This window comes from Streptomyces sp. ME19-01-6, from assembly GCF_033793745.1.
In the GTDB taxonomy this organism is placed as follows: Bacteria; Actinomycetota; Actinomycetes; order Streptomycetales; family Streptomycetaceae; genus Streptomyces.
Map to the genome: position 1 here is coordinate 239,155 of NZ_JARAXF010000009.1, position 12,990 is coordinate 252,144.

Genomic DNA, 12,990 nt, shown 5'->3' on the forward strand with positions numbered 1-12,990 from the left:
GCGAGTGGACCCGCAGCCGGGACCAGGGGCCCTCATGAGTCGCCCAGCGCGGCGGAATCGGCGTCGCCGAGCCCCGCGCCCGCGGGGTCGCCCGCGACGTCGCCCGCGGACGACTCCGTATCTCCCGCCGTCTCCGCCTGGCCCCCCGCCCCCATCGCCGCCGCGATGCTGAAGAGTCCGCCCTCCGGGTCGCGGAGGGCCGCGATGCGGCCGTACGGGGTGTCGGCCGGGGCGGAGATGATGCCGCCGCCGAGGGTGGTGGCCTGGGTGGCGACGCGGTCGACGTCGTCGACGCAGAAGTAGATGTGCCAGCGGGGGCGGACATTGGGGTCGGGGGCGGCTTCCAGGGCGCCGCCGAGCAGGCCGGCGACGGCCTTGCCGTCGATGTGCAGGACCACACGGTCGTGCTCGAAGCGGACGTCGCAGCGATCCTGGCCCTGGGCGTCCCAGCCGAAGACGTGGCCGTAGAAGAGCGCGGCCTCGAACGCGTCGCGGGTGCGCAGCTCGAGCCAGACCGGGGCGCCCGGTCTGCGCTCGCCCCACCAGGCGGAGGTGAGCTCGCCTTCCCAGATACCGAAGACGGCGCCGTCCGGGTCGGCCGCCCAGGCCACCCGGCCGCTGCCGAACTCCAGCGGCCCGACCGCGACGGTGCCGCCGCGCTCCCGCGCGCGCCAGGCGATCTCGTCGGCGCTGTCGGCCGCGAAGTAGGTGGTCCAGGTGACGGGGAGGGTCACGCCGGTCGCGGCCGGGACGCCCATGCCGACGGTCGGGGCGCCGTCTTGGGTGAACGCGATGGTGTAGCGGCCGTGGCCGTGGCGGCTGGGGCGGAAGTGCCAGCCGAAGAGGTCGCCGTAGAAGGTCTGGGCGCGGTCCAGGTCGGTCGCCATCAGGCTCACCCAGCACGGCGCGCCTTGGACGGCGCGGAATCGCTCCCGCCTCTCCACGCCCGCTCACCTCACTCCGCCTCCGCGTGCGCGGGGTTGGTTGCCCTTACTGCCCCGCGTGCGCGCAGCCTTCACCGTCCGCACATGATGCCCGAAAGCTCTGTCTTACCCAGATTTTCTCCCTTTTTTCCAGGGCGCGCCACCTCGACCGACCACTCGGGCGTACACCGGGCGGCGCGCCGGCGCACGCGCTGTGGCGTATCACACCGGGATGCACTACGAGACGCATTACGGACACCCGGCCGAAGCAGGGCAGTATTGCGGCCATGTCGAATCTCCGCTCAAACATCATCACCTGGCTGGGTCGCAAGTACTTTTCGAGAATGCAGAAGACCGGCTTCGATCTGTCCAAGATGTCGTTTTTGCCGGATGCCACGCTGGCTCCGCTGCGACGAGAGGGCCTGGACCCCGCGGCCGAATTGTCCCGTACTCGCGCAAAAGAACCCATAAGCAAGCTTCCGCTGCCTTTCGGGATAAAAGGCTGGCTCGTCACCGGATACGACGAGACCAAGGCCGTGCTGGGACGGACGAGCGGATTCAGCTCCGATTTCACCAACCTCTCGGAGAAAAACATCGGGATCGCCGCACAGCAGAACCCCGGAGGCCTCGGCTTCAGCGATCCACCGACGCATACGAGATTGCGACGCCTGCTGACGCCGGAGTTCACCATGCGCCGGCTCAGCAGGCTCACGCCGCGGATCCACTCCATCGTCGAGGAGCGGCTCGACGAGATGGCCGCGAGCGACGGCCCGGTCGACCTGGTGCAGGCCTTCGCCCTGCCGATCCCCTCCCTGGTCATCTGCGAGCTGCTCGGCGTGCCGTACGAGGACCGCGACGCCTTCCAGCAGCTGAGCATGGCGCGGTTCGATCTGTTCAGCGGGGCCGACGCCTCGTTCGGCGCGATATCCGACTCGCTCTCGTATCTGCTGGAAGTCGTCAAGAAGCAGCGCGAGTCGCCCGGCGACGGGCTGCTGGGGATGCTGGTGAAGGAGCACGGCGACGAGATCGACGACCAGGAGCTGGCCGGGCTGGCCGACGGGGTGCTCACCGGCGGCTTCGAGACGACCGCGAGCATGCTGGCGCTCGGCACGCTGGTGCTGCTCCGCGACCGCGAGCGGTTCGCGGAGATCCGCGACAACGACGACGTGGTCGACCCGTTCGTCGAGGAGCTGCTGCGCTACCTCACGGTCGTCCAGGTGGCCTTCCCCCGGTTCGCCAAGGAGGACATGGAGATCGCCGGGACGAAGATATCCAGCGGCGATCTGGTGCTGTGCTCGCTGAGCGGGGCCAACCGCGACGAGAAGCTCGGCCCGGACATGGAGCGGTTCGACCCGCACCGGCAGACCTCGTCCCACCTGGCCTTCGGCCATGGCATCCACCGGTGCATCGGCGCCGAGCTGGCCAAGATGGAGCTGCGCGCGGCCTACCCCGCGCTGGTGCGGCGGTTCCCGGAGATGCGCCTGGCCGTCGCGCCCGAGAAGCTCGCGTTCCGGAAGCTGTCCATCGTGTACGGCGTCGAAGCGCTGCCCGTGACGCTGAAGTAGCCCCACCCGGTCATCCGCCGGCCGCCGGGCGCCCCCGCGAGGCGCCCGGCGGGGGCGGCGACGGTGAGGCCGGAGGCGGCTCAGCGGTACGGGTCCTCCCGGCCCGGATCCGTACGCCCGCCCGAGTCCCTCGGCCCGTCCGGCAGGGGGTCCTGCTTGAGACTCCCGGGACCATCCAGGATCTGGCGGTGCATGACCGAGCTGCTGCCCCGCACGTCGAATTCCTGGGCCAGCCCGGTCCGGTGCAGTCGACCCATCTCCTCGTCCGTGAAAGTGACCCCGGCTATCTCGGTTCCCTTGCCGGAATCCCAGTTGTAGCGGTCCCACGCGTTGAGCTGGTAGTCGAGACCTATGTGGGGCTTTCCTCCGGCCCCGGGTGCCACCGTGACCACACCGCTGATATTCGTACTGAGCGAGCCGACAGCCAGGTACCAGTTCTCGTCGCCCGACCGGTTGAAGCGAAAGCCGCTCTCCGCCGTCTCCACCGGGATGGCGACCGGCCTGCCGCCGTTCCTCTTGAATTCCGCCAGCGCCTGCGAGCGCCATTTGTCCTCGTTGTCCATGATGGCCTCGAGAGTCTTGTTGCGGAACGCGTCGTCGCCTTTCATCATCTTGTCGACGGGCAAATCCAGCGTCGCGCCGGAATTATCCAGGTAATGCGTCAGATGCCGCGCCGCGTCGTTCATCCCCATCAGCGAGGCACCCTCCGCCAGCGCCTTGGCCTTCTCCAGCGTGACCCGCTCACCGAAACCGGGGGACTCGACGCCGTGCCGCCCCGACCCGGCGTCCGGGGAGATCTGCCTGGTCCGCGGGGCCAGCACGCCCGCCGCCACCAGGCCGTCCTTGTGGGCCGCCCAGAGCTCGCCGCGCGCCCGCGGGCTCAGGGACTCCCACAGCCGCCGCAGCCGAGCGCGCTCCTCCGGGCTCGCCTTGTCCCCCAGCGAGGCCAGCTCGACCGCGCGCGGGGCCATGTCCTCGTCCAGCGAGGTGTAGACGGCGTGCCCCGCGTCGTGGCAGTCCTGACCGTGGCTCGCGCGCAGGGCGCGGGTGACGGCGGCGTCGATCTCCGCGGCGTGGGTGATCAGATCCGTGATGGCCTCGGCGTACCACGTGAGCAAGTCCTCGGTCCGCTGGCTGTCGCCCTCGACGTTGCACAGCGCCTCGGACACCCGCACCGAGCCGTCGCCCGAGTCCTTGACCACCAGCCCGGGAGTCTCTTTCCTGGCGTCGGCGGCCAGTTTTCTGACTTGGCGCTGGATGCTCCGCAGTTCGGTGCTCGCGTCGTCCAGGACGCTCCAGATGCTCTTCGCCTCCCGGTGCAGATCCCGGAACTCCTTCGCCGTCCTGCGCACGAAGTCCCGGGTCATCGTGGCATTGAGACCGGCCCATTTCGCGGCGTCCGACTTCCGCACCAGGCCCCGGTCGACGTCCGTCCCGAGCTTTTCGAGATCGCTCACCACCGTCTTCCAGTCGGCGACCGCCGAGCCCAGCTTGCCGAAGTCCATCTCGAGGAGATGCGTATAGGTGAACGCCGCCACGATTCTCAGCCCCCGTATCACTTCACTCTGCGTCTCGCTCACGCGAATCGCTTCACGCGGATCGGGATCGCTTCGCGCGCGCGGAGTGAGCGGAGTGATGCGCACGTTAGCAAGGATCACGGCGGTCGGCGGCCGTCCGATCGGGTTTGATGGGGGGATGAATGACGCACAGACCATGCCCGACTGGGAGAAACGCTTCCGGGCCCCGCGCGTCTCGCTGCCCGACTGGGCAGAGGAGGCGCCGGACCGCGCGCTGTTCGTGTCCAACGCGACGGGCACGTACGAGCTGTACGCGTGGGACCGGGCGACCGGAGCGCAGCGCCAGGTGACCGACCGGCCGAACGGTACGACGGACGGGGTGCTCTCCCCCGACGGCCGGTGGATCTGGTGGTTCTCGGACACCGACGGCGACGAGTTCGGGGTGTGGATGCGCCAGCCGTTCGCCCCGGGCGACGGGGCGCACGTCGTCCCAGGTGATGGGGCCGAGGAGGCGGCCGCGGCGGACGAGCCCGCGGCGCCCGGCCTCGCCCCCTCCTACCCGGCCGGCCTGGCGCTCGGCCGTGACGGCACCGCGGTCGTCGGGCGGTCCACGGACGAGGACGGCTCCACCATCCACGTCGTACGGCCCGGGGCCGCGCCCCAGGAGATCTACCGCCACCGGGAGTCGGCCGGGGTGGGCGACCTGTCGTACGACGGGACGCTGATCGCGATCGAGCACACCGAGCACGGCGACGCCATGCACTCGGCGATCCGGGTCGTACGGCTGGACGGCACGCCCGTCGCGGAGCTGGACGACACCAAGGGCGGCGCCCAGGAGCTGGGCCTGTCCGTCATGGGGTTCGCGCCGGTCGCCGGGGACGACCGGCTGCTGGTCGGGCACCAGCGGCGGGGCCGCTGGGAGCCGATGGTGTGGGACCCCCGAAGCGGCGTGGAGACGGCGCTGGCCATCGACCTGCCCGGGGACGTCGGCGCCTACTGGGTGCCGGACGGGACGGCGCTGCTGGTCGAGCACAGCTACCAGGCGCGCAGTGAGCTGTGGCGGTACGACCTCGCCTCCGGCGAGCTGACCCGCCTCGACACGCCGTCCGGCACCATCTCGGGGGCGACGGCTCGGCCGGACGGCACGGTCGAGTTCCTGTGGTCCTCGGCGGCCGAGCCGCCGCAGGTGCGGTCCACGAGCGGGCGGGTGGTGCTCGACCCGCCGGGGCCGCGTGCGCCCGGGTCGGTGCCGGTCACCGATGTGTGGGTGGACGGGCCCGGCGGGCAGGTGCACGCCCTGGTGCACAAGCCCGCGGGCGAGGGCCCCTTCCCGACCGTCTTCGACATCCACGGCGGGCCGACCTGGCACGACAGCGACGCCTTCGCGGCGGGCCCGGCGGCCTGGGTGGACCACGGCTTCGCGGTCGTACGGGTCAACTACCGCGGCTCGACCGGGTACGGCCGGGCGTGGACGGACGCGCTGAAACACCGCGTCGGGCTGATCGAGCTGGAGGACATCGCGGCCGTGCGCCAGTGGGCGGTCGGCTCGGGGCTCGCCGACCCCGAGCGGCTGGTACTGGCCGGCGGCTCATGGGGCGGCTATCTGACACTGCTGGGGCTCGGGACCCAGCCCGAGGCGTGGGCGCTGGGGCTCGCGGCGGTGCCGGTCGCGGACTACGTCACGGCGTACCACGACGAGATGGAGGCCCTGAAGGCGATGGACCGCACGCTGCTGGGCGGCACGCCGGAAGAGGTCCCCGAGCGCTTCGAGGCGTCCTCACCGCTGACGTACGTGGACGCGGTGCGCGCGCCGGTCTACATCTCCGCGGGGGTCAACGACCCGCGCTGCCCGATACGGCAGATCGACAACTACGTGGAGCGGCTGGCGCGGCGCGGCGCCCCGCACGAGGTGTACCGGTACGACGCGGGGCACGGCTCGCTGGTGGTCGAGGAGCGGATCAAGCAGTTGCGCTTGGAGATCGAGTTCGCTCAGCGTCATCTGCGGCCTCATCCGCGGCGTGATCTCCAGGGGCAGCCGGAGCAGCCGGGGTCGGGACCGGGGTCTTTGACAAAATGATCCCGAGCGCCAGGTCGCGCGCCGTCTCCGCCTCACGGCGGAACAGCCGGAACCACATGAACACGACGAAGCCCGCGAAGACGAACCACTCGCCGGTGTAGCCGAGGTTCTGGAACGCCTTGAGATCGAGCCCGGTGCCCTCCGCCACGGCCGGGGGCACCGGCTTCAGGGCCCCGGGGGCGGTCGCGGAGGTGATCCACGCGTCGTACACCCCGTACGGCACGAGGTTCACCAGCGAAGCGGCGCTGATCATGCCCAGCTGGCCGCGCGGCAGCCCGCCCGTCGCCCGCACCCCGCTGCTGTCCTGGTGCTCGGACGCCTGCAGCGCCCCGGTCACGGTCACCTCGCCGGCCGGGGGCGCGGGCACCTTGGCGATGTCGGCCTTGTCGTCGGCGTCGCCGGGCAGCCAGCCCCGTACGACGGGCAGCGCCTTGCCCCCGTCCGTCGTGCGCAGCAGCGTGAGCACATAGAAGCCGTCGCGGTCGCCCAGCTGCCGGTCCGGGACCAGCAGTTGGTGCGCGGTGTCATAGCGCCCGGTCGCGGTGGCCGGCCGCCCCGCGGTCCGGTCGGTGACCGGCAGCAGCGCGCGCAGCGGCTCGGCGGTGTCCTCGGTGCCGGAGGCCTGGTCCTGCTGCTTGTTGTGCGTCTCGACGCGCGCTTCGAAGCGGCTGAGCTGCCAGCTGCCCATGAACAGACAGACCGGGATGGCCAGCACGGTGAAGACGTTGATCACCCACCAGCGGGGCGTCAGCAGAAACCGGTACACCCCACCACGGTACGGGCCCGGCGCCGCGGGCCGTACTTCGGGGGCTCGGTTCGCCTCGGCTACCGCGGGGAGGTGCCCCCGGGCTACCCCCTACGAGGCTGCCAGCATCCCGGTGCGGTAGATCGTCCCCGCGCACGCGCCGCTGAGGGTCACGCTCGCCGCGGCCGGGTCACCGGCCTCGGGCGTGTAGCTGAGCAGGACGCTCCCCGCCGGCTGATCGCCGCCGTCACCGCCGCCGCTGCCCGAGCCGTCACCCGGAGTGTCCGAGGGCCCCTCGTCCGCCGCGCCGGCCGAGTCCGGCGTGGGCTCGGGGGTCGGCGTGGTGCTGGTGTTGGAGCAGCCGGAGGTGCCGCCGCCCGACTGCGGGATCCAGGCGAACTTCACCTCGTACGCCTGGCCGGGCTTCAGGATGAGCTGGCCCGGCGCGGTGGACGGATCGGGCAGACCGGCGGCCTCGTCGCCGGAGGTGTGGTCCACGACGAAGATCCGGGAACCGTCCGCGCCGTCCTGCGCGCTCGGGTTGATGACGCCGCCGCCCACGACCGTGCACGAGGTGTCGGAGATGTTCACGACCCGGAACGAGCCGTAGATCCGCCCCTCGGCGTCGGCCGCCTCGGCCGTCCCGGTGGCGCTGCCGAGCTGGGGGCGGGCGCAGGTGGGCGAGGTGGCGTTCAGCGTGCTGGAGGGGTCGGGGGCCACGCCGCCCGAGTCGCCTTCCGGCTTCTTGGACGGACGGTCCTTCTTCCCGTCCCCGCCCTTGTCCTCCTTGTCCTCGCTCCCCTTGTCGACGGGCCGGCCGGTCTCCTTCCCGCCGCTGCCCTCGCCGTGCTTGTCCTGCTCGGGGCCGGGGGTGCGATGGCTGCTGCCCGCCATGGCCGGGCGGTCGTCCGAGCCGCTGGTGGTGGCGACGTGGACCAGCGCGGGCAGCGCGGCCCCGCCGAGCACCACCGCCGCCACGGCGCCGACCAGCGCCTGGCGGCGGCGCGTACGGCGGGCGGGCACGGCGCGGCGCAGGTGCTCCAGGGAGTCGGGAGACGGTTCCAGCTCGTCGACGGCGCCGTGCAGGAGGCGGCGCAGGGCGTCCTCGTTCATGACGTCCTGGCTGTTCCTGTCCTCGGTGCTGTTGCCGTCGTCGGTGCGGTCACTGCCGTCCGGCTCGTGACCGTCCCGCCGGTCGGGGTCTCCCGAGGCCGGCTCGTATGTGTCGTCGTTCATGCCGGAGCCTCCATTGCGACGCGAAGCGCCGCGATGCCACGCGATCCGTACGCCTTGACCGAGCCGAGCGATATGCCGAGCGTCTCGGCGACCTGGGCTTCGGTCATGTCCGCGAAGTAGCGCAGCACGAGGACCTCACGCTGGCGGCGCTGCAGTCCTCTCATTGCCTTGATCAGCTGGTCCCGCTCGAGCTGCTCGTACGCCCCCTCCTCGGCGCTGGCCATGTCGGGCATCGGCTTGGAGAGCAGCTTCAGCCCGAGGATGCGGCGGCGCAGCGCCGAACGCGAGAGGTTGACGACCGTCTGCCGCAGATACGCGAGCGTCTTCTCCGGGTCACGGACCCGGCGCCGCGCGGAGTGCACGCGGATGAACGCCTCCTGTACGACGTCCTCGCAGGACGCGGTGTCGTCGAGGAGCAGCGCGGCGAGACCGAGCAGCGACCGGTAGTGGGCGCGGTAGGTCTCGGTGAGGTGATCGACTGTGGTGCCCGCTGCCATCGTCTCGTCAGCGTCCTCGCGCCCTGTCGAGAGCTGCGGCGCGGGGCGAGCGGTTGACCATGGCGCGATCACCGGCATGCCGCCAGGGGTGCGGGGACGCGGGGGCCGCACTGCCGTGCCGCCGCGCCCAGGAACCGTTGCGATACCGAATGCCTCTGCTGCCACGCCAGTTGGACACGCTGCCCCCTGTCAGGGTTGTACGCGTGAGGCACCACTTTTGACGATGCAACAAATACCCCCATGCACACCAACCCGTCCCCAATGCCCCGGTTTACTCAACGCCCACTACCGGGCGGCTGGAAAGACGCTCCCCGCCCGCTGCGGGTTGCAGCGGGCGGGGAGGGAATCTTATCCGTAGATCTTTGCCCCGGTTTGAGCCCCGTTCAAGTGGTCCAGGCCATGGTCCAGATCACAGAAACTTCACAGTTTCGGGGCCCGGGGCTGGAGAGCCACCACTGTACGCGGCCGCCGGGCCGAGACTGTGTGACGGGTCACGCGGCCGTCAGGCCGTCAGCTCCGCCGCGACGACCTCCGCGATCTGCGCGGTGTTGAGCGCCGCGCCCTTACGGAGGTTGTCGCCGCACACGAACAGCTCAAGCGCCTTGGGGTCGTCGAGCGAGCGCCGGACCCGGCCCACCCAGGTCGGGTCGGTGCCCACGACATCGGCCGGGGTGGGGAACTCCCCCTCCTCCGGGTTGTCGCAGAGCACCACGCCGGGGGCGGCCGCAAGGATCTCGTGTGCCTGAGCCACGGTCACCTCGTTCTCGAACCGCGCGTGCACGGCCAGCGAGTGGGTGGTGATCACGGGCACGCGGACACAGGTCGCGGTGACCCGCAGGTCCGGCAGCCCCAGGATCTTGCGGGACTCGTTCCGCACCTTGAGCTCCTCCGAGGACCAGCCGTCCTCCTTGAGCGAGCCCGCGAACGGCACCACGTTGAGCGCCATCGGCCCGGGGAACGGCCCGGTGTCGCCGATCGCCCGCCGCACGTCGCCCGGCTGGGTGCCCAGCTCCGTACCGGCGACGAGGGTGAGCTGCTCGCGGAGGGTGTCAATGCCCTCCTTGCCCGCCCCGGAGACCGCCTGGTACGAGGCGACGATCAGCTCCTGCAGCCCGAACTCGGCGTGCAGCGCGCCCAGCGCGACGATCATCGAGAGGGTGGTGCAGTTGGGGTTGGCGATGATGCCGCGCGGGCGGTGCCGGGCCGCGTGCGCGTTCACCTCCGGGACCACCAGCGGCACGTCCGGGTCCATCCGGAACGCTCCGGAGTTGTCGACGACGACCGCGCCCTTGCCGGCCGCGATCGGCGCCCACTGCGCGGAGACCTCGTCCGGCACATCGAACATCGCGATGTCGACGCCGTCGAAGGCCTCCTCGTCCAGCGCGATGACCTCGACCTGCTCGCCCCGCACGGACAGCTTCCGGCCGGCCGAGCGCGGCGAGGCGATCAGCCGGATCTCGCCCCAGATGTCCGCCCGCTCGGACAGGATGGAGAGCATGACGGTGCCGACGGCTCCGGTCGCGCCGACGACAGCGAGCGTCGGCTTCCGGCCACCCGCATCGCCACGGCCGGTCATCGGCCGGTCCCTCCGTAGACGACGGCTTCCACGCTGTCGCTGTCCAGCCCGAAGGCGCTGTGCACGGCCCGGACCGCTTCCTTCACGTCATCGGCGCGGGTGACGACCGAGATACGGATCTCGGAGGTCGAGATCAGCTCGATGTTGACCCCGGCGTTGGACAGCGCCTCGAAGAAGGTCGCGGTGACACCCGGGTTCGTCCGCATACCGGCGCCGACCAGCGAGATCTTGGCGATCTGGTCGTCGTAGCGCAGCGAGTCGAAGCCGATGGTCGGCCGCGCCTTGCTCAGCGCCTCCATGGCCTTGTGGCCGTCGGTCTTCGGGAGGGTGAAGGAGATGTCGGTCAGGCCGGTCGACGCGGCGGAGACGTTCTGCACCACCATGTCGATGTTGAGCTCGGCGTCCGAGATCGTACGGAAGATGGCCGCGGCCTCACCCGGCTTGTCCGGCACCCCGACGACCGTGATCTTGGCCTCGGAGGTGTCGTGGGCAACACCCGAGATGATCGCCTGCTCCATCGGCTGGTCCCCTTGTGGTTCGTTGCTGACCCACGTGCCCTTGAGCCCGGAGAAGGACGAGCGGACGTGGATCGGGATGTTGTAACGGCGTGCGTACTCCACACAGCGGTGGAGCAGCACCTTGGAGCCGGAACTGGCCAGTTCCAGCATGTCCTCGAACGAGATCCAGTCAATCTTTCGGGCCTTCTTCACGACCCGCGGGTCGGCGGTGAACACACCGTCGACGTCCGTGTAGATCTCACAGACCTCGGCTTCGAGGGCGGCCGCGAGAGCGACGGCGGTGGTGTCGGAGCCGCCACGGCCCAGGGTGGTGATGTCCTTCTTGTCCTGGGACACGCCCTGGAAGCCCGCGACGATCGCGATATTGCCCGCGTCGATCGACTGCCGGATACGGCCGGGCGTGACGTCGATGATCCGCGCCTTGTTGTGGACCGAGTCGGTGATGACACCGGCCTGGCTGCCGGTGAACGACTGCGCCTCGTGGCCGAGGTTTTTGATCGCCATCGCCAGCAGGGCCATGGAGATCCGCTCTCCCGCGGTCAGCAGCATGTCGAACTCACGCCCCGACGGAATCGGGGACACCTGCTCGGCGAGGTCGATCAGCTCGTCCGTTGTGTCGCCCATCGCGGAAACCACGACGACCACCTGGTGGCCGTTCTTCTTGGCTTCGACAATTCGCTTGGCGACCCGCTTGATGCCCTCGGCATCGGCAACGGAAGAGCCTCCGTACTTCTGCACGACAAGGCCCACGTGCGCTCCCTGGCTCTCAGTAATGCGGTCGGCTCAGTCTAACGAGTGGCCGGAAATTACCCCGCCAATATCACATTGCGAGACACATCACTCACCTCGTGATCAAACGTCCGGGAACGAGCGGCAGAGCCGTATTCCGGCGCCTCCGCTTCTCGTCCCGCACCACCCGCTCAGCGACCAACCCTGCCCGCTCCGCACCAAAGCACACAGAAAGGTAACCCAGGTCACACTTTCAGGGCCACGCTTCAGGACTGCACGGACCGGATGCCGAGCGGGGCCGCGATCTCCGCCGCCATGACCCGTCCCGCCTCCTCCGCGAGCTCCTCGTCGCCGCCCGCATTGCTGTCGGTGTCCAGGCCGTCCAGCTCGTCCAGCGGGCTGTCCAGGCGTACGTGGGCGACCAGCGACTGCAGCGCGCGCAGGGCGGCGGAGGCGGTCGTGCCCCAGTTGGACAGGTACGAGAACTGCCACCACCACAGCGCCTCGCTGATCCGGCCGTTGCGGTAGTGGGCCATGCCGTGCCGCAGGTCGGTGACGATGTCGGCCAGGTCGTCGGAGATCCGGCAGGCGACGGGCTGGCTGCGCGGCACATACGGGTCGAAGACCTCGGAGTAGACGTCCACCGGGTCGAGCAGCCGGGCGAAGCGCTCGCGCAGCTCGTCGACGTCCGCCTCGGGGCCGACGTCCGGCTCGTACCGCTCGTCGGGGACGAAGTCCTCGTGCGCGCCCAGCCGGCCGCCCGCGAGGAGCAGCTGGGAGACTTCAAGCAGGAGGAACGGCACAGCGCTGTCCGGCTCGTCGCCCTTCGCCACTTCGGTGACCGCGACGATGAAACTCTCGATCTGATCGGAGATCTGGACCGCGAAGTCGTCCGGATCCGGGTGGGCGGCGTGCAGCGTTGCGTCAGACATCGAGAAGTCTTCTCCCTTCGAAGGCACGCCCCAGCGTGACCTCGTCGGCGTACTCCAGGTCTCCCCCGACTGGGAGACCGCTAGCCAGCCGGGTCACCTTCAAACCCATGGGCTTGACCATGCGCGCCAAGTAGGTGGCGGTGGCTTCGCCCTCCAGGTTCGGATCGGTGGCCAGGATCAGCTCCGTGACCGTACCGTCCGCGAGCCGTGCCAGCAGCTCCCGGATCCGCAGATCGTCCGGGCCCACGCCCTCGATCGGGCTGATCGCGCCGCCGAGCACGTGGTAGCGGCCGCGGAACTCGCGGGTGCGCTCGATCGCCACGACGTCCTTGGGCTCCTCGACCACACAGATGACGGCCGGGTCGCGGCGCGGGTCCTGACACACCCGGCACCGCTCGGCCTCGGCGACGTTCCCGCACACCGCGCAGAACCGCACCTTGTCCTTGACCTCGGTCAGCGCATGCGCGAGGCGGCGGACGTCGGCGGGCTCGGCCTGCAGGATGTGGAAGGCGATGCGCTGCGCGCTCTTGGGACCGACGCCGGGCAGCCTGCCCAATTCGTCGATGAGGTCCTGGACCACGCCTTCGTACACGCCGCTTCCCATCTCGCCGATCTCGCGCTGATGCGCGGTGGCTTCTCTTCCTACAGACTTCGGTATAAGGCCCGGGTGAGGTC

The 12,990-nt window shown here is 70.4% G+C and carries 11 protein-coding genes; 2 read left to right on the forward strand and 9 right to left on the reverse strand.

What is annotated here, in order from left to right; all coding sequences use genetic code 11:
- Window positions 1-32: 32 nt before the first annotated feature.
- Window positions 33-887: a VOC family protein gene (locus PV419_RS22640; protein WP_319691743.1), complete on the reverse strand. Its 855-nt coding sequence runs from the start codon at window positions 885-887 to the stop codon at window positions 33-35.
- A 323-nt stretch (window positions 888-1,210) separates the two neighbouring features.
- Here PV419_RS22640 and PV419_RS22645 point away from each other — a divergent pair, with 323 nt between their 5' ends.
- Window positions 1,211-2,488: a cytochrome P450 gene (locus PV419_RS22645; RefSeq protein ID WP_415925364.1), complete on the forward strand. Its 1,278-nt coding sequence runs from the start codon at window positions 1,211-1,213 to the stop codon at window positions 2,486-2,488.
- 80 nt (window positions 2,489-2,568) lie between these two features.
- Here the strand turns inward: PV419_RS22645 and PV419_RS22650 are convergent, their stop codons facing one another.
- A complete protein-coding gene (locus tag PV419_RS22650; protein ID WP_319691627.1) occupies window positions 2,569-4,068 on the reverse strand; it encodes a hypothetical protein in 1,500 nt (499 codons plus the stop codon).
- A 133-nt stretch (window positions 4,069-4,201) separates the two neighbouring features.
- Between PV419_RS22650 and PV419_RS22655 the strand changes: the two genes are divergently transcribed.
- Entirely contained in the window at window positions 4,202-6,082 is a 1,881-nt protein-coding gene (locus tag PV419_RS22655) for a prolyl oligopeptidase family serine peptidase (RefSeq protein WP_319691744.1), read from the forward strand.
- Here PV419_RS22655 and PV419_RS22660 read toward each other — a convergent pair.
- The 7 genes from PV419_RS22660 to recR form a co-directional block, all read right to left on the reverse strand.
- Window positions 5,964-6,848 carry an SURF1 family protein gene (locus PV419_RS22660; RefSeq protein ID WP_319691628.1) on the reverse strand — a complete coding sequence of 295 codons (885 nt, stop codon included), beginning with the start codon at window positions 6,846-6,848 and terminating at the stop codon, window positions 5,964-5,966. The genes PV419_RS22655 and PV419_RS22660 overlap by 119 nt on opposite strands.
- A 90-nt stretch (window positions 6,849-6,938) precedes the next feature.
- Window positions 6,939-8,063, reverse strand: coding sequence for a hypothetical protein (locus PV419_RS22665; RefSeq protein ID WP_319691630.1), 1,125 nt, complete (start codon window positions 8,061-8,063; stop codon window positions 6,939-6,941).
- The gene (locus tag PV419_RS22670; RefSeq protein WP_319691632.1) at window positions 8,060-8,638 is read right to left on the reverse strand and encodes a SigE family RNA polymerase sigma factor; all 579 of its coding nucleotides are present in this window, start codon (window positions 8,636-8,638) and stop codon (window positions 8,060-8,062) included. Before PV419_RS22670 ends, PV419_RS22665 begins: the two co-directional genes overlap by 4 nt.
- A 424-nt stretch (window positions 8,639-9,062) precedes the next feature.
- Window positions 9,063-10,136, reverse strand: a complete 1,074-nt coding sequence (locus PV419_RS22675) for an aspartate-semialdehyde dehydrogenase (protein WP_319691634.1) — start codon at window positions 10,134-10,136, stop codon at window positions 9,063-9,065.
- Window positions 10,133-11,404: an aspartate kinase gene (locus PV419_RS22680; protein WP_319691635.1), complete on the reverse strand. Its 1,272-nt coding sequence runs from the start codon at window positions 11,402-11,404 to the stop codon at window positions 10,133-10,135. The genes PV419_RS22675 and PV419_RS22680 overlap by 4 nt, the downstream gene beginning before the upstream one ends.
- A gap of 245 nt (window positions 11,405-11,649) precedes the next feature.
- Window positions 11,650-12,315 carry a DUF5063 domain-containing protein gene (locus PV419_RS22685; protein WP_319691637.1) on the reverse strand — a complete coding sequence of 222 codons (666 nt, stop codon included), beginning with the start codon at window positions 12,313-12,315 and terminating at the stop codon, window positions 11,650-11,652.
- Entirely contained in the window at window positions 12,308-12,907 is a 600-nt protein-coding gene (gene recR / locus PV419_RS22690) for a recombination mediator RecR (RefSeq protein ID WP_319691745.1), read from the reverse strand. The genes PV419_RS22685 and recR overlap by 8 nt, the downstream gene beginning before the upstream one ends.
- Between the last annotated feature and the right edge of the window lie 83 nt (window positions 12,908-12,990).

Bases quoted from the DNA above. Each gene is read 5' to 3' on its own strand.
- PV419_RS22640 (WP_319691743.1), bottom strand. From the start codon at position 887: ATGGCGACCGACCTGGACCGCGCCCAGACCTTCTACGGCGACCTCTTC.
- PV419_RS22645 (WP_415925364.1), top strand. From the start codon at position 1,211: ATGTCGAATCTCCGCTCAAACATCATCACCTGGCTGGGTCGCAAGTAC.
- PV419_RS22655 (WP_319691744.1), top strand. From the start codon at position 4,202: ATGCCCGACTGGGAGAAACGCTTCCGGGCCCCGCGCGTCTCGCTGCCC.
- PV419_RS22665 (WP_319691630.1), bottom strand. From the start codon at position 8,063: ATGAACGACGACACATACGAGCCGGCCTCGGGAGACCCCGACCGGCGG.
- PV419_RS22670 (WP_319691632.1), bottom strand. From the start codon at position 8,638: ATGCCGGTGATCGCGCCATGGTCAACCGCTCGCCCCGCGCCGCAGCTC.
- PV419_RS22675 (WP_319691634.1), bottom strand. From the start codon at position 10,136: ATGACCGGCCGTGGCGATGCGGGTGGCCGGAAGCCGACGCTCGCTGTC.
- PV419_RS22685 (WP_319691637.1), bottom strand. From the start codon at position 12,315: ATGTCTGACGCAACGCTGCACGCCGCCCACCCGGATCCGGACGACTTC.